A 25077-nucleotide genomic window follows, 5' to 3' on the forward strand; every position below is an offset into this window, starting at 1 on the left:
ATGACATGCAATCCCGTCACTTGAAGTTGCTCGCCGCCGCCACACTCACCGCCTGGTCGCTGACCGCCGGTATCGCCCACGCGGCGGGTGTGCTGACCATCGGCTGCCGCGAAGACAGCACCACGTTTGACCCGATCAAAAGCGCGCAGAACCGCGACACCTGGGTGTTCGCCAACGTCTATGACACCCTGGTACGCGTGGACAACCTGGGCACCAAGATGGAACCGGGGCTGGCAGAAAGCTGGGACATTTCCAAGGACGGCCTGACGTACACCTTCAAGCTGCGTGCCGCGAAGTTCTCGGATGGCTCGCCGATCACCGCCGACGACGCTGCCTTCAGCCTGTTGCGCATCCGCGACAACAAGGCCTCGCTATGGAGCGACCCGTTCAGCCTGATCAACACCGCCAAGGCAGCTGATCCGCAGACGCTGGTCGTGACCTTGAAAACCCCGGCGGTGGCCTTCCTCTCGCAACTGGCTTCGCCGACGGTGTCGATCCTGTCGGAAAAAGCCATGACCAAGATGGGCGAAGACGCCTACTCGGAAAACCCGGTGACCTCCGGCGCGTTTACCGTGGACGAGTGGCGCAAGGGCGATCGGGTGATCCTGAAGAAGAACCCGAACTTCTGGCAGGCCAGCAACGTCAGCCTGGATGGTGTGGAATGGGTCTCCGTCACCGACGACAACACCCGCATGCGCATGGTGCAGAACAACGAGCTGGACACGGCGATCTTCGTCCCGTTTTCCCGGGTTGAAGAGCTGAAAAAAGACAAGAACGTGGTGGTGCACTCCGACCCGTCTACCCGTGAAGATCACTTGTTGATCAACCACGCCCACGGCCTGCTGGCCAAGCCGGAAGTGCGCCAGGCGCTGGACATGGCCATCGATAAACAATCGCTGGTGAAAACCGCCACCTTCGGCCAGGGCACCGTGGCCTATTCCTACATTCCAAAAGGCTCGTTGTACCACTACGCCAACAACCTGCAACGCCCGTATGACCCGACCGAAGCCAAGAAGCTGCTGGCGGCTGCCGGCGCCCAGGATTTGAAGCTCAACTACGTGGTCAACGCCGGCAACGAAGCCGACGAGCAGATTGCGGTGATGATCAAGGATCAACTGGCCAAGGTCGGTGTGACGGCCAACCTGCAAAAGGTCGACCCGACCCAAAGCTGGCAGATGCTGGTGGACGGCGATTACGATATTTCGGTGATGTACTGGACCAACGACATCCTCGACCCGGACCAGAAGACCACCTTCGTGCTGGGCCACGACACCAACCAGAACTACATGACCCGCTACAAGAACGACAAGGTCAAGGACCTGGTGGCCGCGGCGCGGATCGAGGCGGACCCGGTCAAGCGTGAGCAGATGTACGTCGACCTGCAGAAAATGGCGAAACAGGATGTGAACTGGATCGACTTGTACTACAGCCCGTACATCAACATCTCACGCAAGAACGTCAGCAACTTCCTGCAAAACCCGTTGGGGCGCTTCACGCTTGAGGAAGTGGTGAAGAACTAAGTTCTAGAGATCACCGCAATACAAATGTGGGAGCGGGCTTGCTCGCGAAGGCGGTGGATCAGTCGATATCTCTGTTGACTGACACTCCGCCTTCGCGAGCAAGCCCGCTCCCACATTAGGTTGTACTGTGTTCCAGATGGTTATTGCGCGTCAAACGCCTGCCCATTGATGCCGGTACTGTCCGGCCCCATCAGGTACAGGTACACCGGCATGATTTCCTCCGGTGTCGGGTTATCGGTCGGGTTCTCCCCTGGATACGCCTGGGCCCGCATGCTGGTGCGGGTGGCGCCCGGGTTGATGCTGTTGGCGCGCACTGGTGCGACGTTGTCCAGCTCGTCCGCCAGGGTTTGCATCAGCCCTTCGGTGGCAAACTTCGACACCCCGTAAGCCCCCCAATAAGCCCGGCCCTTGCGGCCCACGCTGCTTGAGGTGAACACCACCGACGCATCCTGGGACAGCTTGAGCAGCGGCAACAGCGTGCTGGTCAGCATGAACATCGCGTTGACGTTCACATGCATCACCCGCATGAAGTTCTCGCCGGACAACTGCTCGATCGGTGTGCGCGGGCCGATGATCGAGGCGTTGTGCAGCAAACCGTCGAGGTGGCCGAACTCCTTTTCGATCATCGCTGCCAGCTCATCGTATTGATGGGGCAGGGCGGTCTCCAGGTTGAACGGGATCACCACCGGCTGCGGTTGGCCGGCGACTTCGATTTCGTCGTAGACCTGGGCCAGGTTGGCTTCGGTCTTGCCCAGCAGCAGCACGGTGGCGCCGTGGGCAGCATAGGTTTTGGCCGCCGCTGCGCCAATCCCGCGACCGGCGCCGGTGACCAGGATGACCCGGCCCTTGAGCAGTTCTGGACGTGCGGAGTAATCAAACATAAACAACCTCGACAAAGTTCACAGAAAATCCATGTGATTGATTGCGGCTAAGGCTGGCCAAGGCTTCTGTGGCGAGGGAGCTTGCTCCCGTTGGGTTGCGAAGCAGCCCCAGCTTTTCGCGACTGCTGCGCAGTCGAACGGGAGCAAGCTCCCTCGCCACAAAGTTGCAGCAACCTCAGGCAGTCCCGATCAGCAGCTGCACAGCGCGCTGTCCAGCACTTTGCGCAATTCCAGCGGGTGATCCACCACCACATCGGCACCCCAGTTGCGCGGGTTGTCGTCCGGGTGGATATAGCCGTAGGTGACCGCCGCGGTGCGAGTGCCGGCGTCGCGGCCCGACTCGATGTCCCGCAGGTCATCCCCCACGAACAGCACGCTGGCCGGGTCCAGGTCGAGCATCTTGCACGCCAGGATCAACGGTTCCGGGTCCGGCTTGCTGTTCTTCACGTGGTCCGGGCAGATCAGCAGCGCGGAGCGCTCGGCCAGGCCTAGCTGCTGCATGATCGGTTCGGCAAAGCGCAGTGGCTTGTTGGTGACCACGCCCCAGATCAGCCTGGATTTCTCGATATCCACCAGCAGCTCTTCCATGCCCTCGAACAGCTTGCTGTGGATCGCGCAGCCCTTGAGGTAACGCTCGAGGAATTCCTGGCGCAGCTCTTCAAAGCCCGGGGACTCGGGGTCCATGGAAAAGGTCACGGCGACCATCGCCCGGGCGCCGCCGGAGATTTCATCGCGGATGTGCTGGTCGTTGATCGGTGCCAGGCCGCGGTCAGCGCGCATGGCCTGGCAGATGGCGATAAAGTCTGGCGCGGTGTCCAGCAGGGTACCGTCCATGTCGAAAAGAACCGCTCGCAACTTCACAGGCTTACTCCTCGCGCAGGGTCTGGATCATGTAGTTGACGTCAACGTCGCTGGCCAGCTTGTAGTGCTTGGTCAGCGGGTTGTAGGTCAAGCCGATGATGTCCTTGACGGTCAGCCCGGCCTGACGGCTCCAGGCGCCCAGCTCGGAAGGGCGGATGAATTTCTTGAAGTCATGGGTGCCGCGGGGCAGCAGCTTCATGATGTATTCGGCACCGATGATCGCGAACAGGTACGCCTTCGGATTGCGGTTGATGGTGGAGAAGAATACCTGGCCACCGGGCTTGACCATGCGGAAGCAGGCGCGGATCACCGAGGACGGGTCCGGCACGTGTTCGAGCATTTCCAGGCAAGTGACCACGTCGAACTGCCCGGGCATCTCTTCGGCCAGCTCTTCGGCGGTGATCTGCCGGTATTCGACGTTCACGCCGGACTCCAGTTGGTGCAACTGGGCCACGGCCAATGGCGCTTCGCCCATGTCGATACCCATCACGGTGGCGCCGCGCTGAGCCATGGATTCACTGAGGATCCCGCCGCCGCAACCCACATCCAGTACCTTCTTGCCGGCCAGGTTGACGCGCTCGTCAATCCAGTTGACCCGCAGCGGGTTGATGTCGTGCAGGGGTTTGAACTCGCTTTCGCGGTCCCACCAGCGATGGGCGAGGGCTTCGAATTTGGCGATTTCAGCGTGGTCGACGTTGCTCATGGGGAATCCTCTAAATCTGATAAAACGTTTTGCCGGCCCTGGCATGCGTTGCCAGGGCGGGTGTTATTCGCTGTGTCCGCTGATGCGCTGGCCCCAGGCGATGGCCGTGGCGCACAACTGTTGTTCATCCAGGCGGGTCAGTTGCCGGTCGTCGAGCAATTGCTTGCCGCCGACCCAAAGGTGTTTCACACAATCGCGTCCGGTGGCATATATAAGCTGTGAGACCGGATCGTAGATCGGTTGTTGCGCCAGGCCCGACAGGTCGAAGGCCACGATGTCAGCGGCCTTGCCGACTTCCAGCGAGCCGATTTGACTTTCCAGGCCCATGGCCCGGGCGCCGTTGAGGGTGGCCATGCGCAGGGCGCGGTGGGCATCCAGGGCGGTGGCCGAGCCGGCGACGGCCTTGGCCAGCAGCGCGGCGGTGCGGGTTTCGCCCAGCAGGTCGAGGTCATTGTTGCTGGCCGCGCCGTCGGTGCCTACTGCCACATTGACGCCGGCTTGCCACAGGCGTTCCACCGGGCAGAAGCCGCTGGCCAGTTTCAGGTTGGATTCCGGGCAATGGATCACGCTGGTGTTGCTTTCTACCAGCAAAGTCAGGTCGTCATCGCTGATTTGGGTCATGTGAACGGCCTGGAAGCGCGGCCCCAGCAAACCCAGGCGGCCAAGCCGTGCCAGCGGGCGTTCACCACGCTGTTCAACGGACTGCTGCACTTCGAAGGCGGTTTCATGCACGTGCATGTGGATCGAGGCGTCCAGTTCCTCGGCGATCACCCGGATTTTTTCCAGGTTTTCATCGCAGACGGTGTACGGCGCGTGCGGGCCGAAGGTGATTTTGATCCGTGGGTGATGCTTGAGGTCGCCGAACAGCTCGACGCCCTGGCGAATCGCCTCGTCGGCGTCAGCAGCGCCGGGAATCGGGAAATCCAGGATCGGGATGGCGATTTGCGCACGCATGCCGCTGTTGTGCACGCGTTCGCTGGCGACTTTCGGGAAGAAGTACATGTCCGAGAAACACGTGATGCCGCCCTTGATCTGCTCGGCGATGGCCAGGTCAGTGCCGTCGCGGACGAAGGCTTCGTCGACCCACTTGGCCTCGGCGGGCCAGATGTGGTTTTCCAGCCAGGTCATCAGCGGCAGGTCGTCGGCCAGGCCGCGAAACAGCGTCATGGCCGCGTGGCCGTGGGCGTTGATCAGGCCGGGGCTGAGCAGCATGCCCGGCAGTTCACGCACTTCGCTCGCTGCGAGCTTCAAGGCCGCGGCGCGTGGGCCGATAAACGCAATGCACCCGTCACGAATGCCCAGGGCGTGCTCCTTGAGCACTACGCCGGCAGGCTCGACAGGTACCAGCCAGGTGGGCAGCAGCAATAAGTCGAGCGGGGCGGCAGTCGGTGTCATCGAGGGCAGTTTCCCAGGCATCTATAAAGAACGGCGAAGTATACCCGAGCGTCCTGGCTGGCGGATCGCTATAATCGGCGGCTTTTGTTCATGAGTGCGGGGTGAGGGATGCGCGATCGACTGTTGGCTGCGGAGAAAGTGAAGGCCATCGACTGGCGTGATGGCGCACTGTACCTGCTCGATCAGCGTATTTTGCCGTCTGCAGAAACCTGGGTCGCCTGCACCAGTGCTGCCGAGGTGGCCGAGGCCATTCGCACGATGGTGGTGCGCGGTGCGCCGGCCATTGGCATCAGTGCGGCGTATGGCCTAGTGCTAGCCGCTCGTGCCCATATCGCCGAGGGCGATGACTGGCAGGCCGCCTGGGAAGAGGACTACGCGCTGCTGGCGGATACCCGCCCGACCGCGTCGAATCTTTTCTGGGCCATGAAGCGCATGCGCGATTGCCTCGATCGCCTCAAGAAACACGCCGATCCGTTGAAGGTGCTGGAGGCCGAGGCGGTGGCGATTCACCAGAGTGATCGTGAAGCCAACCTGACCATGGCGCAGCTGGGTGTAGAGCTGATCCGCAAGCACCAGGGCAATGTCCAGGCGATCCTGACCCATGGCAATGCGGGTGCGTTGGCTACCGGCGGCGTCGGTACCGCGCTCGGGGTGATTCGCGGGGCGTTCCTGGAAGGCATGGTGGAGCGCGTCTACGCCAACGAAACCCGGCCCTGGCTGCAAGGCTCGCGGCTGACGGCCTGGGAATTGGCCAATGAAGGCATTCCGGTCACCGTGAATGCCGATTCGGCGGGTGCGCATATCCTCAAGACCAAAGGCGTGACCTGGGTGATCGTCGGTGCCGACTGCATTGCGGCCAATGGCGATGTTGTCAGCAAGATCGGCACCTATCAGCTGGCGGTGTGCGCCATGCATCACGGCGTGCGTTTCATGGTGGTGGCGCCCAGCTCAACCATCGACCTGATGGCGGCCAGCGGTGATGACGTGCCGCTTGAAGAGCGCGACGCCCGTGAACTGCTGGAAGTCGGCGGCACCCGCGTAGCCGCTGATGTAGACGCCTTCAACCCGGTGTTCGACGTGACGCCGGCGGACCTGATTGATGTGATCGTCACTGAAAAAGGCATCGTCGAACGCCCCGACACGGCGAAGTTGGCGCAACTGATGTGTCGTAAACGCCTGCATTGAGGCAATTTGCCCGCAAAAATCCCCTTGGATCCAGCTCTAAGGCCCTCTCGTCGCCGTCAAGCCTGTCATCCGTCAACTTACTATGCTCCATGCGCATCAGGGGGATAGGTGCGTGGCGGCGATTGTGATAACATCCGGCGGTTTCCAGGGTCACCCCAAGGGGTAACCTTTAATGCGCAGATCCGTGTCATAACTCGTTGATTTGTCGTAAGTCGTTGCCAGGCATCATGCCGGCAGCGGCGAGCTTCGTTCGTCCCATAGGATGTGACGAGGTTTCACCCGAAAAAGGAATCAGGCTTCTCATGGGCGAACTGGCCAAAGAAATCCTCCCGGTCAATATCGAAGACGAGCTGAAACAGTCCTACCTCGACTACGCGATGAGCGTAATTGTCGGTCGGGCACTGCCTGATGCGCGCGATGGCTTGAAGCCCGTGCACAGGCGTGTGCTGTTCGCGATGAGCGAGCTGGGTAACGACTGGAACAAGCCGTACAAGAAATCTGCCCGTGTTGTCGGTGACGTGATCGGTAAGTATCACCCTCACGGCGACACTGCGGTGTACGACACCATCGTTCGGATGGCCCAGCCGTTTTCCCTGCGCTACCTGCTGGTAGACGGCCAGGGCAACTTCGGTTCGGTCGACGGCGACAACGCTGCGGCCATGCGATACACCGAAGTGCGCATGACCAAGCTGGCGCACGAGCTGCTGGCTGACCTGCACAAGGAAACCGTGGACTGGGTGCCGAACTACGACGGCACCGAAATGATCCCGGCGGTCATGCCGACCCGTATTCCCAACCTGTTGGTCAACGGCTCCAGCGGTATCGCCGTGGGCATGGCCACCAACATCCCGCCACACAACCTCGGTGAAGTCATCGACGGTTGCCTGGCCCTCATCGACAACCCCGAGCTGACCGTCGATGAGCTGATGCAGTACATCCCGGGTCCGGACTTCCCGACCGCCGCGATCATCAACGGTCGCGCCGGCATCATCGAAGCCTACCGTACCGGTCGCGGCCGCATTTACATGCGTGCCCGCTCGATCATCGAAGACATCGACAAGGTCGGTGGCCGCCAGCAGATCGTCATCACCGAACTCCCTTACCAGTTGAACAAGGCGCGTCTGATCGAGAAGATCGCCGAGCTGGTTAAAGAGAAGAAGCTGGAAGGCATCACCGAGCTGCGCGACGAGTCTGACAAGGACGGTATGCGCGTGGTGATCGAGCTGCGTCGTGGCGAAGTGCCTGAGGTGATCCTCAACAACCTCTACGCCCAGACCCAGCTGCAAAGCGTATTCGGTATCAACGTGGTAGCGCTGATCGACGGCCGCCCGCGCATCCTGAACCTCAAGGATCTGCTGGAAGCCTTCGTGCGTCACCGCCGCGAAGTGGTAACCCGCCGTACCGTATTCGAACTGCGCAAGGCCCGTGAACGCGGCCACATCCTGGAAGGCCAGGCTGTTGCGCTGTCGAACATCGACCCGGTCATCGCCCTGATCAAGGCTTCGCCGACGCCGTCGGAAGCCAAGGAAGCGCTGATCAAGATGCCGTGGGAATCCAGCGCCGTAGTAGCGATGGTGGAACGGGCCGGTGCAGATTCGTGCCGTCCGGAGACCCTGGACCCACAATACGGCCTGCGCGACGGCAAGTATTTCCTGTCCCCGGAACAGGCCCAGGCCATTCTGGAACTGCGTCTGCACCGTCTGACCGGCCTGGAACACGAGAAACTGCTGGCCGAGTACCAGGAGATCCTCAACCAGATCGGCGAGCTGATCCGCATCCTCAACAGCGCGGTGCGCCTGATGGAAGTGATCCGCGAAGAACTGGAAGTGATCCGCGCCGAATACGGCGATGTGCGCCGCACCGAGATTCTCGATGCCCGTCTCGACCTGACCCTGGGTGACATGATCCCTGAAGAAGATCGCGTCGTGACCATTTCCCACGGTGGCTATGCCAAGACCCAGCCGTTGGCTGCGTACCAGGCCCAGCGTCGTGGCGGTAAAGGCAAATCGGCTACCGGCGTCAAGGATGAGGACTACATCGCTCACCTGCTGGTTGCCAACAGCCACACCACGCTGCTGCTGTTCTCCAGCAAGGGCAAGGTGTACTGGCTGAAAACCTACGAAATCCCGGAAGCGTCCCGCGCTGCCCGTGGTCGTCCGCTGGTCAACCTGCTGCCGCTGGACAGTGATGAATACATCACCACCATGCTGCCGGTAGACGAGTACACCGAAGGTCACTTCATCTTCATGGCCACTGCGAAAGGCACCGTGAAGAAGACCCCGCTGGAATCCTTCAGCCGTCAACGCAGCGTGGGCCTGATCGCCCTCGAACTGGACGAAGGCGACGTATTGATCAGCGCGGCCATCACCGACGGCGAGCGTGAAGTCATGCTGTTCTCCGACGGCGGCAAGGTCACGCGCTTCAAGGAGTCCGACGTTCGTGCCATGGGCCGTACCGCCCGCGGTGTGCGCGGCATGCGTCTGCCGGAAGGGCAGAAGCTGATTTCGATGCTGATCCCGGAAGAAGGCAGCGAGATCCTCACTGCATCGGCCCGCGGCTACGGCAAGCGTACGGCCATCAGCGAGTTCCCCGAGTACAAGCGTGGCGGCCAGGGCGTTATCGCCATGGTCAGCAACGATCGCAACGGCCGCCTGGTCGGCGCGGTCCAGGTGCTGGATGGTGAGGAAATCATGCTGATTTCCGACCAGGGCACCCTGGTACGTACCCGGGTTGATGAAGTGTCGAGCCTGGGGCGTAACACCCAGGGCGTGACCTTGATCAAGCTGGCCAGCGACGAAACGTTGGTAGGCCTGGAGCGTGTCCAGGAGCCATCGGAAGTCGAAGGCGAGGAGCTGGAAGGTGAAGAGGGGATTGCACTCGAGGGGCAAGTGATCGGCGATGCCGATGACGGCGTCGACGAGCCAACACTCGACGCTGCCGCAGACGAAGAAGAACCGCAGGAATAAGCGGACACACAGGGGGCGGATGAAGATTCGCCCCCTTGTTGTTTGTCCCGTTTGAAATACGACGCCGCGCCGCTCTTGTAGGAGCCGGCTTGCCGGCGATGGCATCAACTCGATTCAAGTGAGGCACCGAGTCGTTTGCATCGCTGGCAAGCCAGCTCCTACAGGGTTCCGCGTTGCGGGATGTTGATTGCAGTCCCACCAGATCAGAGAGATTGGATGTGAGCAAGAGAGCCTATAACTTCTGTGCCGGTCCCGCGGCGCTTCCTGAAGCAGTCCTGCAGCGCGCGCAGGGTGAACTCCTCGACTGGCATGGAAAAGGCCTCTCTGTGATGGAAATGAGCCATCGCAGCGATGAGTTCGTGTCCATTGCCACCAAGGCCGAGCAGGATATGCGCGACTTGCTGGACATCCCGTCCGATTACAAAGTGCTGTTCCTGCAGGGTGGTGCGAGCCAGCAGTTCGCCCAGATCCCGCTGAACCTGCTGCCGGAAGACGGCACTGCGGACTATATCGACACCGGTATCTGGGGGCAGAAGGCCATTGAAGAGGCCTCCCGTTACGGTCACGTCAATGTGGCAGGCACGGCCAAGCCCTACGACTACTTCGCCATCCCCGGTCAGAACGAGTGGAAGCTGTCGAAAGACGCGGCCTATGTTCACTACGTGGCGAACGAAACCATCGGCGGCCTGGAGTTCGATTGGGTGCCGGAAGTGGGTGATGTCCCGCTGGTCTGCGACATGTCCTCGGACATCCTCTCGCGCCCGATCGATGTGTCCAAGTACGGCATGATCTACGCCGGTGCACAGAAGAACATCGGCCCGAGCGGCATCCTGGTCAACATCGTCCGTGAAGACCTGTTGGGTCGTGCGCGTTCGCTGTGCCCGACCATGCTCAACTACAAGGTCGCGGCCGATAACGGCTCGATGTACAACACCCCGCCGGCCTTCGCCTGGTACCTGTCGGGCCTGGTGTTCGAATGGCTGAAAGAGCAGGGCGGCGTGGCTGCCATGGGCAAGCTCAACGAAGAGAAGAAACGTACCCTGTACGACTTCATCGACGCCAGCGGCCTGTACAGCAACCCGATCAACCTGACCGACCGTTCGTGGATGAACGTGCCGTTCCGCCTGGCGGATGATCGCCTGGACAAGCCTTTCCTCGCCGGCGCCGACGAGCGCGGCCTGTTGAACCTCAAGGGCCACCGTTCGGTAGGTGGCATGCGCGCCTCCATCTATAACGCTGTCGATATCCACGCCGTCAAGGCGCTGGTGGCTTACATGGCAGAGTTCGAAAAGGAACACGGCTAATGTCTGAGCAAGAACTCAAGGCCCTGCGCGTACGCATTGACAGCCTGGACGAGAAAGTCCTGGAGCTGATCAGTGAGCGCGCGCGGTGCGCCCAGGAAGTTGCACGGGTGAAGATGGCTTCCCTGGCTGAAGGCGAAGTGCCGGTATTCTACCGTCCGGAGCGTGAAGCCCAGGTGCTCAAGCGCGTGATGGAACGCAACAAGGGCCCGTTGGGCAACGAAGAGATGGCGCGGTTGTTCCGTGAAATCATGTCGTCGTGCCTGGCACTGGAGCAGCCGCTGAAAGTGGCTTACCTGGGCCCGGAAGGCACCTTCACTCAAGCCGCGGCCATGAAGCACTTCGGTCACGCGGTGATCAGCAAGCCGATGGCTGCGATCGACGAAGTGTTCCGTGAAGTGGCCGCCGGGGCGGTGAATTTTGGCGTGGTGCCGGTGGAAAACTCCACCGAAGGTGCCGTCAACCACACCCTCGACAGTTTTCTTGAGCACGACATGGTGATCTGCGGCGAAGTCGAGCTGCGTATTCACCACCACTTGCTGGTGGGCGAAAACACCAAGACCGACAGCATCAGCCGCATCTACTCCCACGCCCAGTCCCTGGCCCAGTGCCGCAAGTGGCTGGACGCGCACTACCCGAATGTGGAGCGCGTGGCGGTGTCCAGCAACGCCGAAGCGGCGAAGCGGGTCAAGGGTGAGTGGAACTCGGCGGCGATTGCCGGCGACATGGCTGCCGGCCTGTATGGGCTGACGCGCCTGGCCGAGAAAATCGAGGATCGCCCGGATAACTCCACGCGCTTCCTGATGATCGGCAGCCAGGAAGTGCCGCCGACCGGCGACGACAAGACATCGATCATCGTCTCCATGAGCAACAAGCCCGGCGCGCTGCATGAGCTGCTGGTGCCGTTCCACGACAACGGGATTGACCTGACGCGAATCGAGACTCGTCCTTCGCGCAGCGGTAAATGGACTTATGTGTTCTTTATCGACTTCGTCGGCCATCACCGCGACCCACTGGTCAAGGGTGTGCTCGAGAAAATCAGTCAGGAAGCCGTGGCACTCAAGGTGCTGGGCTCTTACCCGAAAGCGGTTTTGTGAGGCTTTAACATGAGTGGCAACTTCCTCGCCCTGGCACAGCCGGGCGTGCAACAACTGTCGCCTTACGTTCCGGGCAAGCCTGTGGACGAGTTGGCGCGCGAGTTGAACCTGGATCCGTCGAAGATCGTAAAGCTGGCCAGTAACGAAAACCCGATGGGCCCAAGCCCCAAGGTACTGGCTGCGATTCGTGAGGCGCTGGCCGAACTGACCCGTTATCCCGATGGTAACGGCTTTGAGCTCAAGTCCCTGCTGGCGAAAAACTGCCGCGTTGATATCAACCAGGTGACCCTGGGTAACGGCTCCAACGATATTCTGGAGCTGGTCGGCCGCGCCTATCTGGCGCCGGGCCTGAACGCGGTGTTCAGCGAGCACGCGTTTGCGGTCTATCCGATCGTCACTCAGGCCGTTGGCGCCGAGGCGCGTGTGATTCCTGCGAGAGACTGGGGTCATGACCTGCCAGCCATGCTGGCGGCCATCGATGACAATACTCGTGTCGTGTTTATCGCCAACCCGAACAACCCGACCGGCACCTGGTTCAGCGCCGAGGTGCTGGATAACTTCCTGCAGGACGTGCCGGAGCATGTACTGGTGGTGCTGGACGAGGCATACATCGAGTACGCCGAAGGCAGCGACTTGCCGGACGGCCTGGACTTCCTCGCGGCTTATCCGAACCTGCTGGTCTCGCGCACGTTCTCCAAGGCTTATGGCCTGGCGTCGCTGCGGGTCGGTTACGGCTTGTCCACTGCGGTGGTGGCCGATGTGTTGAACCGTGTGCGCCAGCCATTCAACGTCAACAGCCTCGCGCTGGCGGCGGCTTGCGCTGCGGTGCAGGACACCGAGTACCTGGAAGAAGGCCGTCGCCTCAACGAAAGCGGCATGCTGCAATTGCAGGAAGGCTTCCGTGAGCTGGGCCTGGGCTGGATTCCGTCCAAGGGCAACTTCATCTGCGTCGACCTCGGCCAAGTGGCGGCTCCTGTGTTCCAGGGCTTGCTGCGCGAGGGTGTGATCGTGCGTCCGGTGGCCAATTACGGCATGCCGAACCACCTGCGCATCACCATCGGTCTGCCTGCTGAAAACAGCCGCTTCCTCGAAGCGCTGGCCAAGGTTCTGGCTCGTGGTTGATGTCACTGCATTGCAACCTGCTGTACCTATGATCGGTCGCCTGGTGGTGGTCGGTCTGGGATTGATCGGCGGCTCCTTTGCGAAGGGCCTGCGGGAAAGCGGCCTGTGTGGCGAAGTGGTCGGTGTGGACCTGGACCCGCAATCGCGCAAGTTGGCGGTGGAGTTGGGTGTGGTGGACCGTTGCGAGGCTGACCTCGCTGTAGCCTGCCAGGGCGCGGATGTCATTCAGCTGGCGGTGCCGATCCTGGCCATGGAGAAGTTGCTGGCGCTGTTGGCCGGCATGGATCTGGGCCAGGCAATCCTGACCGATGTCGGCAGTGCCAAGGGCAATGTGGTGCGTGCGGCGCGGCTGGCCTTTGGTGGCATGCCTGCACGGTTTGTGCCCGGGCATCCGATTGCCGGGTCCGAGCAGAGCGGGGTGGAGGCGTCCAATGCGCAGCTGTTCCGTCGCCATAAAGTGATTCTGACACCACTGGATGAAACCGATCCTGCGGCACTGGCCGTGGTGGATCGGCTCTGGCGCGAGCTGGGGGCGGATGTCGAGCATATGCAGGTCGAGCGCCACGATGAAGTGCTGGCAGCGACCAGCCATCTGCCGCATTTGCTCGCATTTGGCCTGGTGGATTCGCTGGCCAAGCGCAACGAGAACCTCGAGATTTTCCGCTACGCCGCCGGTGGTTTCCGCGACTTTACCCGGATCGCCGGTAGTGATCCGGTGATGTGGCACGACATCTTCCTTGCCAACCGCGATGCGGTGTTGCGCACCCTGGACACGTTCCGCAGCGACCTCGACGCCTTGCGCGACGCGGTCGATGCTGGCGACGGGCACCAGTTGTTGGGCGTGTTCACCCGTGCGCGGGTGGCACGGGAGCATTTCAGCAAGATTCTGGCGCGTCGGGCCTATATGGATGCTGCAGTAAACGCGGATGACCTGGTGTTTCTCGCCAGTCCCGGTGGCCGCTTGAGCGGGCAGATCCGCGTGCCTGGGGATAAATCGATTTCCCATCGCTCGATCATGCTCGGTTCTCTGGCGGACGGTGTCACTGAAGTCGAAGGTTTTCTGGAGGGTGAGGACGCCCTGGCGACCTTGCAGGCGTTCCGCGACATGGGCGTGGTGATTGAAGGCCCGCACCATGGGCGCGTCACCATCCACGGGGTTGGCCTGCATGGCTTGAAGCCGGCGCCAGGTCCGATCTATCTCGGTAACTCCGGCACCTCCATGCGGTTGTTGTCCGGTTTGCTGGCGGCCCAGCGCTTCGACAGTGTGTTGACGGGTGACGCCTCGCTGTCCAAACGCCCGATGAATCGCGTCGCCAAGCCATTGCGCGAAATGGGTGCGGTGATCGAGACCGGGCCGGAAGGGCGCCCGCCGCTGACCATTCGTGGCGGCCAGGCACTCAAGGGCCTGACCTACGCATTGCCGATGGCCAGCGCTCAGGTCAAGTCCTGCCTGTTGTTGGCCGGGTTGTATGCCGAGGGTAAAACCTCGATTACCGAACCGGCGCCGACCCGCGACCATACCGAGCGGATGTTGCGTGGTTTTGGGTATCCGGTGGACGTGGTGGGCGCTACGGCTTCGGTCGAGTCGGGCCATGCGTTGACCGCGACCCATATTGAGGTGCCTGGGGATATTTCCTCCTCGGCGTTCTTTCTGGTGGCGGCTTCAATCGCCGAAGGCTCCGAGCTGTTGCTTGAACATGTGGGTATCAATCCGACCCGTACCGGCGTGATCGATATCCTGCGACTGATGGGCGCTGACATCACCCTGGAAAACCAACGGGAAGTGGGTGGTGAGCCGGTCGCTGATTTGCGTGTTCGTGCGGCGCCGTTGAAGGGGATCGAGATTCCTGAAGCCCTGGTCCCGCTGGCTATCGATGAGTTCCCGGTGTTGTTCGTGGCTGCGGCGTGCGCCGAAGGCCGGACGGTATTGCGTGGGGCAGAGGAGCTGCGGGTCAAGGAGTCCGACCGGATCCAGGTCATGGCCGACGGTCTGCTTGCGCTGGGCGTGAAGTGTGAACCGACACCTGATGGGATTATCATCGATGGTGGCGTGATCGGCGGTGGTGAAGTCCACGCCCATGGCGATCACCGGATTGCCATGGCCTTCAGCGTGGCTTCCCTGCGAGCGGCTGCGCCGATTCGTATCCATGACTGCGCCAACGTGGCTACGTCTTTTCCGAATTTTCTTACACTGTGTGCCCAAGTCGGCATCCGTGTTGCCCAAGAGGCTCAATTGTGAATATCAAAGCACCGGTGATTACCATCGACGGGCCAAGTGGCTCGGGCAAGGGCACGATCGCCGGCATCCTGGCCAAGCGCCTGGGCTGGTGCCTGCTGGATTCCGGGGCGCTGTACCGCTTGCTGGCCTTTGCCGCCCGCAACCATGGCGTCGACCTGACCAACGAAGAATCGCTGAAGTTGCTGGCTGCGCATCTTGACGTGCAGTTCGTCGGGGCGACCGAAGGTCATCCCCAGCGCATCATCCTGGAAGGGGACGATGTGACCGACGACCTGCGCAACGAGCAGGTCGGCTCCTGGGCTTCCCAGGTCGCCGCATTGCCGGCGGTGCGCGATGCTTTGCTGCAGCGCCAGCGGGCTTTCCAGGAACCGCCGGGTCTGGTGGCCGATGGCCGCGACATGGGCACGGTGGTCTTTCCCGAGGCGCCGCTGAAGATTTTCCTCACGGCCAGCGCCGAGGAGCGGGCCCGTCGCCGTTACTTGCAGTTGAAGGGCAAAGTCGATGGTGTTAGTCTGTCGAGTCTGCTAGATGAGATCCGTGCACGCGATGAGCGTGATACCCAGCGTGCGGTAGCCCCGCTCAAGCCGGCGGCTGACGCCATACAGCTGGATTCCACGGAGTTGTCCATCGAGCAGGTGCTGGAACGCATCTTGAGTGAGATCGCCATTCGCGATATCGCCGGGTGACCAAGAAGGCCGCAGGGGACCAGTCATAGTCCTGTGGTGCTTCTTTTAATTGAAACTGACCCACACCGTCTGGGGTGCGGAGATGGGCGTATTCTTCGCCCTTATCAACAGGAATTAAAATGAGCGAAAGCTTTGCGGAACTCTTTGAAGAAAGCCTAAAAACCCTGAACCTTCAGGCAGGCTCCATCATCACCGGTGTTATCGTTGATATCGATTACCAAGCTCGCTGGGTAACCGTTCACGCTGGTCTGAAGTCTGAAGCTCTGATCCCGCTGGAACAGTTCTACAACGATGCTGGTGACCTGACTATCAATGTCGGTGACGAAGTTCACGTTGCTCTGGACTCGGTTGAAGACGGTTTCGGTGAAACCAAGCTGTCCCGTGAAAAAGCCAAGCGCGCTGAATGCTGGATTGTTCTCGAAGCAGCCTTCGCAGCTGAAGAAGTGGTCAAGGGCGTTATCAACGGTAAGGTTAAAGGCGGCTTCACTGTCGACGTTAACGGCATCCGTGCGTTCCTGCCAGGTTCTTTGGTCGACGTTCGTCCTGTGCGCGACACCACGCACCTGGAAGGCAAGGAACTCGAATTCAAGGTCATCAAGCTCGACCAGAAGCGCAACAACGTTGTCGTTTCCCGTCGCAGCGTCCTGGAAGCAGAGAACTCCGCCGAGCGTGAAGCTCTGCTGGAATCCCTGCAGGAAGGCCAACAAGTCAAAGGTATCGTCAAGAACCTCACCGATTACGGCGCATTCGTCGATCTGGGTGGCGTCGATGGCCTGCTGCACATTACCGACATGGCTTGGAAGCGTATCAAGCATCCATCGGAAATCGTCAACGTTGGCGACGAGATCGATGTCAAGGTTCTGAAGTACGATCGTGAGCGCAACCGTGTCTCCCTGGGCTTGAAGCAGCTGGGCGAAGATCCATGGGTCGCTATCAAGGCTCGTTACCCAGAAAGCACTCGCGTCACCGCGCGTGTTACCAACCTGACCGACTACGGCTGCTTCGCAGAGCTGGAAGAAGGCGTGGAAGGCCTGGTACACGTTTCCGAAATGGACTGGACCAACAAGAACATCCACCCTTCGAAAGTCGTACAAGTCGGCGACGAAGTGGAAGTTATGGTTCTGGACATCGACGAAGAGCGTCGTCGTATCTCCCTCGGCATCAAGCAGTGCAAATCTAACCCATGGGAAGATTTCTCTGGCCAGTTCAACAAGGGCGATAAAATCTCCGGCACCATCAAGTCGATCACCGATTTCGGTATCTTCATTGGTCTGGACGGCGGCATCGACGGTCTGGTTCACCTGTCCGACATCTCCTGGAACGAAGTTGGCGAAGAAGCTGTTCGTCGTTTCAAGAAGGGCGACGAGCTGGACACCGTTATCCTGTCGGTTGACCCAGAGCGCGAGCGCATCTCCCTGGGTATCAAGCAACTGGAAAGCGATCCGTTCTCCGAGTACGTTCAAGAGAACGACAAAGGCGCAATCGTTAAAGGCATCGTGAAGGAAGTTGACGCTAAAGGCGCCATCATCACTCTGGCCGACGATATCGAAGCGACTCTGAAAGCCTCCGAAATCAGCCGTGACCGCGTTGAAGACGCGCGCAACGTTCTGAAAGAAGGCGAAGAAGTAGAAGCCAAGATCATCAGCGTTGACCGCAAGAGCCGCGTAATCCAGCTCTCCATCAAGTCGAAAGACGATGCTGAAGAGAAAGAAGCCATCCAGAGCCTGCGCGACAAGCCAGCTACCTCTGAGCCTTCTGCTGGTCCTACCACTCTGGGCGACCTGCTGCGTGCACAAATGGAAAAGCAGAACTAAGTTCTGTCAGACCATAGAAAAAGGGCGACTTCGGTCGCCCTTTTTTGTGCCTGGGATTTAGTGTTGTGCGCAACGTCGCCTTGGTGTTCTGCAGGTGGAGCGCTGTGGTCACGCTGGCAGCGCATCGGCTCCTGCAGGCTCTATCTGGCAGTGATCGCCGTGGAGTGGCTTCAGTGAAGCTGAGCGGCGGCTAGCGGCCGTGCGGCGCAATGCCAACTCTCATCGAGTTACGCCCCAACTCTTTGAATATAAGTCAATACTTGGGCTGTTCAAATTCCTCCGGTCATGCTAAAACCTTCGAAGCGCTTTTCCTAGCTGCTTGAAAAAGAAGGGAAAAATATGACGAAGTCGGAGTTGATCGAACGAATTGTCACCCATCAAGGGCTGCTCTCATCCAAGGATGTGGAGCTGGCCATCAAGACCATGCTTGAGCAGATGTCCCAATGTCTGGCTACCGGCGATCGGATTGAAATTCGTGGGTTTGGTAGCTTCTCGCTGCACTATCGTGCGCCTCGTGTGGGTCGCAACCCAAAAACCGGGCAGTCCGTCAGCCTTGACGGCAAGTTCGTGCCTCATTTCAAGCCGGGCAAGGAATTGCGCGATCGGGTGAACGAAGACGAAGAAGAAAGCGTCTGAGTGTTTTTGGGGTAGGAGAAGGTTATGCGTGGGGTTAAGCGCGTTGTTCTGGTGCTGGCTATGCTAATTGTCGTGCTGGCAGTGTTGGGGTTCGTGCTGGAAAACCAGCAGGGCGCGTCTCTTTCATTCCTGGGCTGGGTGACCGGGCAGATGCCGGTGTCGGTGTTTGTGGTCGTGGCCTTGATAATTGGAATGCTGCTGGGACCACTGTTTAGTGTCATCGTTGGGTGGGGCCGACGTCAAAAGTCCATGCCCGCAAGGCGTGGGTAGAGGCTCAATGGTTATTGTGTCACTCGCGAGCCGTTCGTCGGATTTTTCTGGTGCGGTGCGCATCGGTTACGTCGAGTGATCGGCATGTGGTAAGTCCGGCGATACCACTGACTATTGTTTCGCGGCTACGAAATTTGCTTTTCTGCCCTTTTCGGACGGCCTATATAAGGGTTGCCCCTATCTGTGTAGGAAGACTCCTACAGATATGTCAAGACTTGTAATATGTCAGTGAGATGGCAAAATGGAATCTGTTCTCGATAACAGGCATTTTGTGCGCTAAAGTCCGGCAGCGACGCTGGGTTTTTTCGGCCATATAACTAAAATAAAAATACACAATCTTGTCTGCATAACGAGCCCGCAGTTTCTCTTTGAAGGCAGGTTTTTGTTGTGAGTAGTAGCTTCCGTGCTCCCCCGGTTCGATCGTCCGACGAAATTGATTTTGTGCGACTTTTCGCGTCTGTCTGGCAACAAAAAAAACTTCTGCTTTTCGTCACTCTCGGGGCGGGATTGATTGCGGCGTCCTACGCATTTTTAGCTGCCCCTGTATATAAGGTCAGCACGGTTTTGCGGCCTGCGGCGATTAATGATTTGGATGCGCTAAATCGATCAGAGATATATCAGCTTCCTCCGGCTGACGCGCTCCTCAAAGTGGGCGCAGCGCTCGACTCTTATGATACGCGCCTGAGCTATTTCAAGAAAAATCAGAAGCTTTTCGAGAAATTTGTTCGTCCTGGGCAGACTCTGGAGCAGAGTTTTCAGGAGTTCAATCATGACTCTATTCGTTTGATTCTTCCTGATGCAGATAAGAAAAACTCGCTGAGTTCCTACATCAAGCTCGAGATGATGTATCCGAAAGGCGTCGACGGCGTCTCTATTCTTAATGGCTTTGTCGACTACGCTATCGAAAGTGAGCGCGAACGCGTCACGGCTGATTTGAATGTGATCGTTAAAAACCGTTTGAGGGAGCTTAAAGGCAAGCTCGATTCGGCTCGCTCAAACTACGATATTGAAAAAGAAGCCAAAATAGCGTCATTGCGAGAAGCTGACTCGTTGAAACGCGCGCAATTGCAGGATGAGTTGAAGGCGCTGCGTTCTCAGTTGAAAACCTTGCGTAGCGACCGTATTGCTCAGCTGAATGAGGCTATAGGGATTGCCCGTTCCCTGGGCATTCAAAAGCCGGCTACGCCTTCTTCACTTGGTGAATCGGCCGTGACGAACGCTGGTAGCGTGATGCGTACGGAGGTGAACAACCAGCAGATCCCACTTTATTTTATGGGGGTAGATGCGCTTAAGGCTGAGCTTGCTGCATTGCAGTCACGCAAGTCGGATGATTTTACCGAGTCGCGCATCGCTCAAATCGCCAAGGAACTTCAGTTGCTCGCATCCAACCGAGAGATTGAGGTCCTGGATGCTCGAAAAAATGAAGATATCTTTCTTGCGGGCGTTCAACCGTTGAGAACAGAAATTTTCCGTTTGAGTAGCCTGAATATCGACCTGGCGAAGCTGCGGCTGGTGAGTATTGACCAGCAGGCCCTTGAGCCGTTGGTTCCGTCGAGTCCGAATCGTCCATTGATCATTTTTCTTGGCCTGCTCCTGGGGGCGATTGTCGCGATTGGTATTGCGTTGGTCAGGCAGGGGTTACGTGCTGTTCGCGACAATGCAGAACGCGATGGGCACGAGCCGGCAGGCTCACTTCTCCATTCGGTCGCTCAGTTGGATCGGCAACAAGAGCCTGGCAATAAGTTAAACCGAAAATAACTCCAAGGCCGTGAAGCTTTTGGCTTCACGCGTTTTCCCCTCGGGGCCGTATTTCTTGCTTTCATACGGAACCTGCATTACGTGCTTGCGCAACTGTGAACCGCCGAGGGGCATTCCTGGGTGGTTTCTCGGCTATCAAAAGTTACTAAGACTTTGCGTCGAGTCTTCATGGCGTTTCGGCATTTGATCTTTGTTTACTTGTGCGGGCGTCAAGCGTCCTGCACAGGTTTGTATTGTTGGTTTAATAGTTGATGGTGCACCGCCTAATACGGTTTGATGTGGATTTTTATGTGCGGTCTCCAGGTTAATGGCTTATGGCTAGTATTGGTTCGGAATTTGATAAGGGCGTCCCGTTCGGCCAGGTCGGTCGTGCAGAGTGCGCTGGCGATTAGCAACGAGCTGCATGGCACAGTCGGGCGTGGGCCCAATTGCGATCTCGGATAAGTCGGGTTCCTGTGGGGCAATAACCAAAAGCCCAATTTCAATGAGAGGTTGCGACGCACCATTGCGGTGAAGCGACTCACCGCAATGGTGCGGTAAAACGTTGTCCTGTCCTGAACTGAGTGGGGGATGATGGGGTCTCATGGGGCGTGTGGTTGAGCCAGCCAGGCGTTATGTTGGCACGCTTGTTGATGATATGCTGCGCTGCAAAGCAGAGGCGGTTGCAGTTGGAGCGGCGAAAACTCGCTTGCGCGTAATCGGTAGGTCAGGCAGGGGCATGGCAGCGTTGCTGGTTTCCAGACTGATTCTCTGACTAAATAATGATATGGAATCGTTGGTAATCTAATGACTTTAAAGATCTTGAGTGTTTTCGGTACGCGACCGGAAGCTATAAAAATGGCTCCATTAGCTTTAGCGTTGAATGCAGATGAGCGTTTTGAGGCCAAAATCTGCGTCACGGGTCAACACCGTGAAATGCTGGATCAAGTGTTAGAGTTATTTAAACTTGAACCTGACTTTGATCTTAATATCATGAAGTCGGGTCAAGACCTTACCGACGTGACAACTGGTATTCTTCAGGGAATGAAAGAGGTCTTCCGGACTTATCGGCCGGATATTGTCTTGGTGCATGGTGATACCGCTACGACCTTTGCAACTACATTGGCGGCGTACTATCAGCAAATTCCTGTGGCTCATATCGAAGCTGGGCTTCGCACCGGAAATTTATATTCTCCCTGGCCGGAAGAGGCCAATCGAAAGTTGACGGGAGCACTCGCGCTTCTTCACTTCGCTCCTACTGAACGATCGCAACAGAATTTACTGCGTGAAGGGGTGTCACCTGACGCGATTCATGTGACTGGGAATACTGTAATCGACGCTCTGCTTGAGGTCGTACAGAAGCTCGAGACCAATGACCAGTTAAAACAGAAGTTCTCCGAGCAGTTCGCATTTTTACCTGCTCAACGCCGCGTCATCCTTGTGACAGGGCATCGGCGTGAAAGCTTCGGCGATGGATTCGAAAGGATCTGCAGTTCGTTGGCTTCGATTGCCCATGAGTTTGATGACGTGGAGATCGTGTACCCCGTTCATTTGAATCCAAATGTCCGTGAACCGGTCAACCGTTTGTTGGCTGGTATAAAAAATATTCACCTCATCGAACCATTGGATTATCTACCTTTTGTCTATTTGATGAATCGGTCGTACTTGATTCTGACGGACTCCGGTGGTGTGCAGGAAGAGGCACCTTCTTTGGGCAAGCCCGTGCTGGTCATGCGGGACACTACCGAGCGGCCTGAGGCGATTGAGGCGGGTACCGTCAGATTGGTCGGTACAGAGAAGGACAAGATAGTTCACCACTTGCGTGAGCTTTTACTTGATCAAAAGGCTTACGAGGAGATGAGCGTTGCTCATAATCCTTATGGTGACGGTCACGCCTGCATGCGTATTGTTAATGCTCTAGCCACTTTCAAAAATTAAGGTTTGGTCATGGATTTTTCCACTATTTCTGTAATTGGTTTGGGCTATATAGGTTTGCCAACCGCAGCCGTTTTTGCTGCGCGAAAGTTAAAGGTCATTGGTGTCGACGTTAATCAAAAGGCCGTCGATACGATCAACGGCGGACAGATTCATATCGTTGAGCCTGATTTGGACATAGTCGTGCACGCGGCCGTGACCGAGGGGTATCTGCGCGCCAGTACACGACCTGAGCCGGCGGACGCCTTCTTGATTGCGGTGCCCACTCCTTTCAAGGATGGTCATGCTCCGGACCTTTCTTACATTGAGTCCGCAAGCAAATCCATTGCGCCAGTATTGAAAAAGGGTGATCTGGTCATCCTCGAGTCCACTTCTCCCGTGGGTGCGACTGAAAAGATGTCGGCATGGCTGGCTGAAGCACGCCCTGACCTGACGTTCCCGCAGACCCATGGCGAGGCGTCGGACATTCGCGTGGCTCACTGCCCTGAGCGCGTGCTTCCCGGTCACGTGTTGCGCGAGTTGGTACAGAATGATCGCGTCATCGGCGGGATGACACCCAAGTGCTCAGAAGCCGCCACACGTCTGTACAAATTGTTTGTGGAGGGCGAGTGCATTATCACCAACGCCCGAACAGCAGAAATGTGCAAGTTGACCGAGAACAGCTTTCGCGATGTGAATATTGCCTTCGCGAACGAATTGTCGATGATATGCGATAAGTTCGATGTCGATGTGTGGGAGCTTATCAAGCTCGCCAACCGGCACCCTCGCGTCAATATCCTCCAACCAGGACCTGGCGTGGGTGGGCATTGCATCGCCGTCGACCCTTGGTTCATCGTGAGTCAGGCTGAAGGCCAGGCGAAACTGATCCAAACTGCACGCGAAGTCAATGACTCAAAACCGTCGTGGGTTATGGAGAAAGTTGATGCTGCTGTGGCCGATCATCTGTCGAGTCACCCCGGGAAGTCGGAAAAAGACATTGTTATCGCGTGCTTCGGCCTGGCATTCAAACCTGATATTGATGACCTGCGGGAAAGTCCATCTCTGGAAATTACGAAAAATATCTCAAGCCGGCACGCCGGGAAGGTTATTGTCGTAGAACCTAATATTGATTCTCTGCCTGCGACGTTGCCGAACGCTGAGTTGTGCACAATAGAAGAAGCGTTTGAGCGCGCGGATGTCTTGTTGTTACTGGTGGATCACAAGCCATTCAAAAGTGTTTCTTCTTCACTTCTCGAGGGTCGCCGGATTGTTGATACCCGGGGAATCTGGCTTGTATGAAAATTCTTCCGGTTATTATGTCTGGAGGCTCGGGAACGAGACTCTGGCCGCTTAGCAGAACTCTTTACCCGAAGCAGTTTCTGGCAATTTCGGGGCGGGAGACGTTGTTTCAGCAGGCGATTGCCCGACTGTTGAAGATTGACGGTCAAGGCTCGGATTTATTGGCTCCATGCATCGTTGCCAACGATGAGCATCGTTTCCTGTGTCTCGACCAGATCCGGGAAATGAACGTTTCTAAAGCTGTTGTCATTCTTGAACCGGTAGGACGCAATACGGCCCCTGCGCTTACGTTGGCGGCGCTTTATGCGCGCGATGAGGTGGGAGAGGAGATTGACCCGGTTCTGGTCGTTGTCCCGGCCGACCAGATGATTCTCGATATTCAAGCTTTTACTGACACGGTCAGTAAAGCGGTCGATGTTGCGAAAGACGGCAGCATTGTGATCTTGGGGATTACGCCTGATCGCCCTGAGACGGGTTATGGTTATATCCACTCGGCAGATCCCTCTACCGTCAAGAGGGTGGATGCGTTTGTTGAAAAGCCTGAGCGGACAACCGCAGAAAAATACCTGGAAGATGGAAGCTATTTCTGGAATAGCGGTATTTTTGTGCTGCGCGCGTCAGTCTGGTTGAAAGCACTGGGCGCGTTCAGAAGTGACATCTTCGATGCCACTGAGGCCGCGTGGAAGGGCCGAGTTGAAGATAATGGGTTTATTCGACCACAACTTGACGCGTTTTCCCTGATACCGCCTGAGTCGATTGACTATGCCGTGATCGAGCATTGCGCGAAAACGCCTTCAGCTGGCCTGACGTTGAAAATGCTCACGATGGATGCCGGTTGGTCTGACCTGGGAGCATGGGATGCTGTTTGGCGTTCGAGTGAAAAGGACGAAAAACAAAACGCTACCCATGGCGACGTAATAATAGACTCCAGCTCCAATACATTGGTTTACGCCTCTCACCGTTTGGTAACGGCCGTGGGGCTTGAAAATATTGTTATCGTCGAAACGCCTGATGCCGTATTGGTTGCGGATAAAGATCGTAGCCAGGGTGTGAAGGCTATTGTCGAAGCGTTGAATATCAAGGCCAGGCCAGAATCAAAGCTTCATCGTCGTGTTCATCGCCCGTGGGGCTGGTACGACAGCATAGATTCGGGCTCACGCTTTCAGGTGAAGCGGATATTGGTGAAGCCGAAAGCAACCTTGAGTTTGCAGAAGCATTACCATCGGGCGGAGCATTGGATTGTTGTGTCTGGCACCGCTGAAGTCACCTGTGAAGATCGTGTTTTCCAGCTGAACGAAAACCAGAGTACATATATCCCTATTGGCCATGTTCATCGCCTTTCCAATCCTGGCACCATTCCTCTTGAGATCATAGAGGTGCAGTCGGGAACGTACTTGGGTGAGGATGATATTGTTCGATTTGACGATACCTATGGACGTGTTTAAGGCTTA

19 protein-coding genes are annotated in these 25077 nt (G+C 58.0%); 15 read left to right on the top strand and 4 right to left on the bottom strand.

The genetic code is table 11. From position 1 onward, the window contains the following. The first annotated feature begins 5 nt into the window (after positions 1-5). Entirely contained in the window at positions 6-1520 is a 1515-nt protein-coding gene (locus HYE77_RS09310) for an ABC transporter substrate-binding protein (RefSeq protein ID WP_008437683.1), read from the top strand. 140 nt (positions 1521-1660) lie between these two features. On the opposite strand, the gene HYE77_RS09315 is transcribed toward HYE77_RS09310, so the two are convergent. The 4 genes from HYE77_RS09315 to HYE77_RS09330 all read right to left on the bottom strand — a co-directional run bounded on the left by HYE77_RS09315 (position 1661) and on the right by HYE77_RS09330 (position 5360). Further along, entirely contained in the window at positions 1661-2401 is a 741-nt protein-coding gene (locus HYE77_RS09315; RefSeq protein WP_177068715.1) for a YciK family oxidoreductase, read from the bottom strand. 189 nt (positions 2402-2590) lie between these two features. Continuing rightward, the gene (gene mupP / locus HYE77_RS09320; RefSeq protein ID WP_003218827.1) at positions 2591-3262 is read right to left on the bottom strand and encodes an N-acetylmuramic acid 6-phosphate phosphatase MupP; all 672 of its coding nucleotides are present in this window, start codon (positions 3260-3262) and stop codon (positions 2591-2593) included. Between the two features lie 4 nt (positions 3263-3266). Next, positions 3267-3965, bottom strand: a complete 699-nt coding sequence (ubiG, locus tag HYE77_RS09325; RefSeq protein WP_003218825.1) for a bifunctional 2-polyprenyl-6-hydroxyphenol methylase/3-demethylubiquinol 3-O-methyltransferase UbiG — start codon at positions 3963-3965, stop codon at positions 3267-3269. Between the two features lie 63 nt (positions 3966-4028). Beyond that, a complete protein-coding gene (locus tag HYE77_RS09330; protein WP_003218823.1) occupies positions 4029-5360 on the bottom strand; it encodes a TRZ/ATZ family hydrolase in 1332 nt (443 codons plus the stop codon). 108 nt (positions 5361-5468) lie between these two features. Here HYE77_RS09330 and mtnA point away from each other — a divergent pair, with 108 nt between their 5' ends. From mtnA to HYE77_RS09400, 14 genes are all read left to right on the top strand, one after another. Next, positions 5469-6545, top strand: coding sequence for an S-methyl-5-thioribose-1-phosphate isomerase (gene mtnA, locus HYE77_RS09335; protein WP_003218821.1), 1077 nt, complete (start codon positions 5469-5471; stop codon positions 6543-6545). Between the two features lie 302 nt (positions 6546-6847). Continuing rightward, on the top strand, positions 6848-9511 hold the full coding sequence (gene gyrA, locus HYE77_RS09340; RefSeq protein ID WP_003218817.1) for a DNA gyrase subunit A: 2664 nt from the start codon (positions 6848-6850) through the stop codon (positions 9509-9511). Between the two features lie 218 nt (positions 9512-9729). Further along, entirely contained in the window at positions 9730-10815 is a 1086-nt protein-coding gene (gene serC / locus HYE77_RS09345; RefSeq protein WP_003218814.1) for a 3-phosphoserine/phosphohydroxythreonine transaminase, read from the top strand. Continuing rightward, on the top strand, positions 10815-11909 hold the full coding sequence (pheA, locus tag HYE77_RS09350; protein ID WP_003218812.1) for a prephenate dehydratase: 1095 nt from the start codon (positions 10815-10817) through the stop codon (positions 11907-11909). The genes serC and pheA overlap by 1 nt, the downstream gene beginning before the upstream one ends. 9 nt (positions 11910-11918) lie before the next feature. Continuing rightward, positions 11919-13031 carry a histidinol-phosphate transaminase gene (gene hisC, locus HYE77_RS09355; RefSeq protein WP_008437685.1) on the top strand — a complete coding sequence of 371 codons (1113 nt, stop codon included), beginning with the start codon at positions 11919-11921 and terminating at the stop codon, positions 13029-13031. Positions 13032-13059: 28 nt separating this feature from the next. Further along, entirely contained in the window at positions 13060-15270 is a 2211-nt protein-coding gene (locus tag HYE77_RS09360) for a bifunctional prephenate dehydrogenase/3-phosphoshikimate 1-carboxyvinyltransferase (protein ID WP_256347164.1), read from the top strand. Continuing rightward, a complete protein-coding gene (gene cmk, locus HYE77_RS09365) occupies positions 15267-15956 on the top strand; it encodes a (d)CMP kinase (protein WP_003172653.1) in 690 nt (229 codons plus the stop codon). Before HYE77_RS09360 ends, cmk begins: the two co-directional genes overlap by 4 nt. A gap of 119 nt (positions 15957-16075) precedes the next feature. After that, positions 16076-17770, top strand: coding sequence for a 30S ribosomal protein S1 (gene rpsA, locus HYE77_RS09370; protein ID WP_003218806.1), 1695 nt, complete (start codon positions 16076-16078; stop codon positions 17768-17770). A 339-nt stretch (positions 17771-18109) separates the two neighbouring features. After that, a complete protein-coding gene (ihfB, locus tag HYE77_RS09375; protein WP_008437689.1) occupies positions 18110-18406 on the top strand; it encodes an integration host factor subunit beta in 297 nt (98 codons plus the stop codon). 24 nt (positions 18407-18430) lie between these two features. Next, positions 18431-18676 carry a lipopolysaccharide assembly protein LapA domain-containing protein gene (locus HYE77_RS09380; protein WP_008437692.1) on the top strand — a complete coding sequence of 82 codons (246 nt, stop codon included), beginning with the start codon at positions 18431-18433 and terminating at the stop codon, positions 18674-18676. A gap of 387 nt (positions 18677-19063) precedes the next feature. Then, the gene (locus HYE77_RS09385; protein WP_174717776.1) at positions 19064-20434 is read left to right on the top strand and encodes a Wzz/FepE/Etk N-terminal domain-containing protein; all 1371 of its coding nucleotides are present in this window, start codon (positions 19064-19066) and stop codon (positions 20432-20434) included. Between the two features lie 786 nt (positions 20435-21220). Further along, positions 21221-22351 carry a non-hydrolyzing UDP-N-acetylglucosamine 2-epimerase gene (gene wecB / locus HYE77_RS09390; RefSeq protein ID WP_008437695.1) on the top strand — a complete coding sequence of 377 codons (1131 nt, stop codon included), beginning with the start codon at positions 21221-21223 and terminating at the stop codon, positions 22349-22351. A 9-nt stretch (positions 22352-22360) separates the two neighbouring features. Further along, the gene (wecC, locus tag HYE77_RS09395; RefSeq protein WP_008437696.1) at positions 22361-23626 is read left to right on the top strand and encodes a UDP-N-acetyl-D-mannosamine dehydrogenase; all 1266 of its coding nucleotides are present in this window, start codon (positions 22361-22363) and stop codon (positions 23624-23626) included. Next, positions 23623-25071, top strand: coding sequence for a mannose-1-phosphate guanylyltransferase/mannose-6-phosphate isomerase (locus HYE77_RS09400; RefSeq protein WP_008437697.1), 1449 nt, complete (start codon positions 23623-23625; stop codon positions 25069-25071). Before wecC ends, HYE77_RS09400 begins: the two co-directional genes overlap by 4 nt. The last annotated feature ends 6 nt before the right edge of the window (positions 25072-25077 follow it).

The sequence above is a fragment of the Pseudomonas sp. IPO3774 genome (assembly GCF_013386835.1).
Lineage (GTDB): Bacteria > Pseudomonadota > Gammaproteobacteria > Pseudomonadales > Pseudomonadaceae > Aquipseudomonas.

Bases quoted from the DNA above. Each gene is read 5' to 3' on its own strand.
- HYE77_RS09310 (WP_008437683.1), top strand. From the start codon at position 6: ATGCAATCCCGTCACTTGAAGTTGCTCGCCGCCGCCACACTCACCGCC.
- HYE77_RS09315 (WP_177068715.1), bottom strand. From the start codon at position 2,401: ATGTTTGATTACTCCGCACGTCCAGAACTGCTCAAGGGCCGGGTCATC.
- ubiG (WP_003218825.1), bottom strand. From the start codon at position 3,965: ATGAGCAACGTCGACCACGCTGAAATCGCCAAATTCGAAGCCCTCGCC.
- HYE77_RS09330 (WP_003218823.1), bottom strand. From the start codon at position 5,360: ATGACACCGACTGCCGCCCCGCTCGACTTATTGCTGCTGCCCACCTGG.
- mtnA (WP_003218821.1), top strand. From the start codon at position 5,469: ATGCGCGATCGACTGTTGGCTGCGGAGAAAGTGAAGGCCATCGACTGG.
- gyrA (WP_003218817.1), top strand. From the start codon at position 6,848: ATGGGCGAACTGGCCAAAGAAATCCTCCCGGTCAATATCGAAGACGAG.
- pheA (WP_003218812.1), top strand. From the start codon at position 10,815: ATGTCTGAGCAAGAACTCAAGGCCCTGCGCGTACGCATTGACAGCCTG.
- hisC (WP_008437685.1), top strand. From the start codon at position 11,919: ATGAGTGGCAACTTCCTCGCCCTGGCACAGCCGGGCGTGCAACAACTG.
- HYE77_RS09360 (WP_256347164.1), top strand. From the start codon at position 13,060: ATGATCGGTCGCCTGGTGGTGGTCGGTCTGGGATTGATCGGCGGCTCC.
- rpsA (WP_003218806.1), top strand. From the start codon at position 16,076: ATGAGCGAAAGCTTTGCGGAACTCTTTGAAGAAAGCCTAAAAACCCTG.
- ihfB (WP_008437689.1), top strand. From the start codon at position 18,110: ATGACGAAGTCGGAGTTGATCGAACGAATTGTCACCCATCAAGGGCTG.
- HYE77_RS09380 (WP_008437692.1), top strand. From the start codon at position 18,431: ATGCGTGGGGTTAAGCGCGTTGTTCTGGTGCTGGCTATGCTAATTGTC.
- wecB (WP_008437695.1), top strand. From the start codon at position 21,221: ATGACTTTAAAGATCTTGAGTGTTTTCGGTACGCGACCGGAAGCTATA.
- wecC (WP_008437696.1), top strand. From the start codon at position 22,361: ATGGATTTTTCCACTATTTCTGTAATTGGTTTGGGCTATATAGGTTTG.
- HYE77_RS09400 (WP_008437697.1), top strand. From the start codon at position 23,623: ATGAAAATTCTTCCGGTTATTATGTCTGGAGGCTCGGGAACGAGACTC.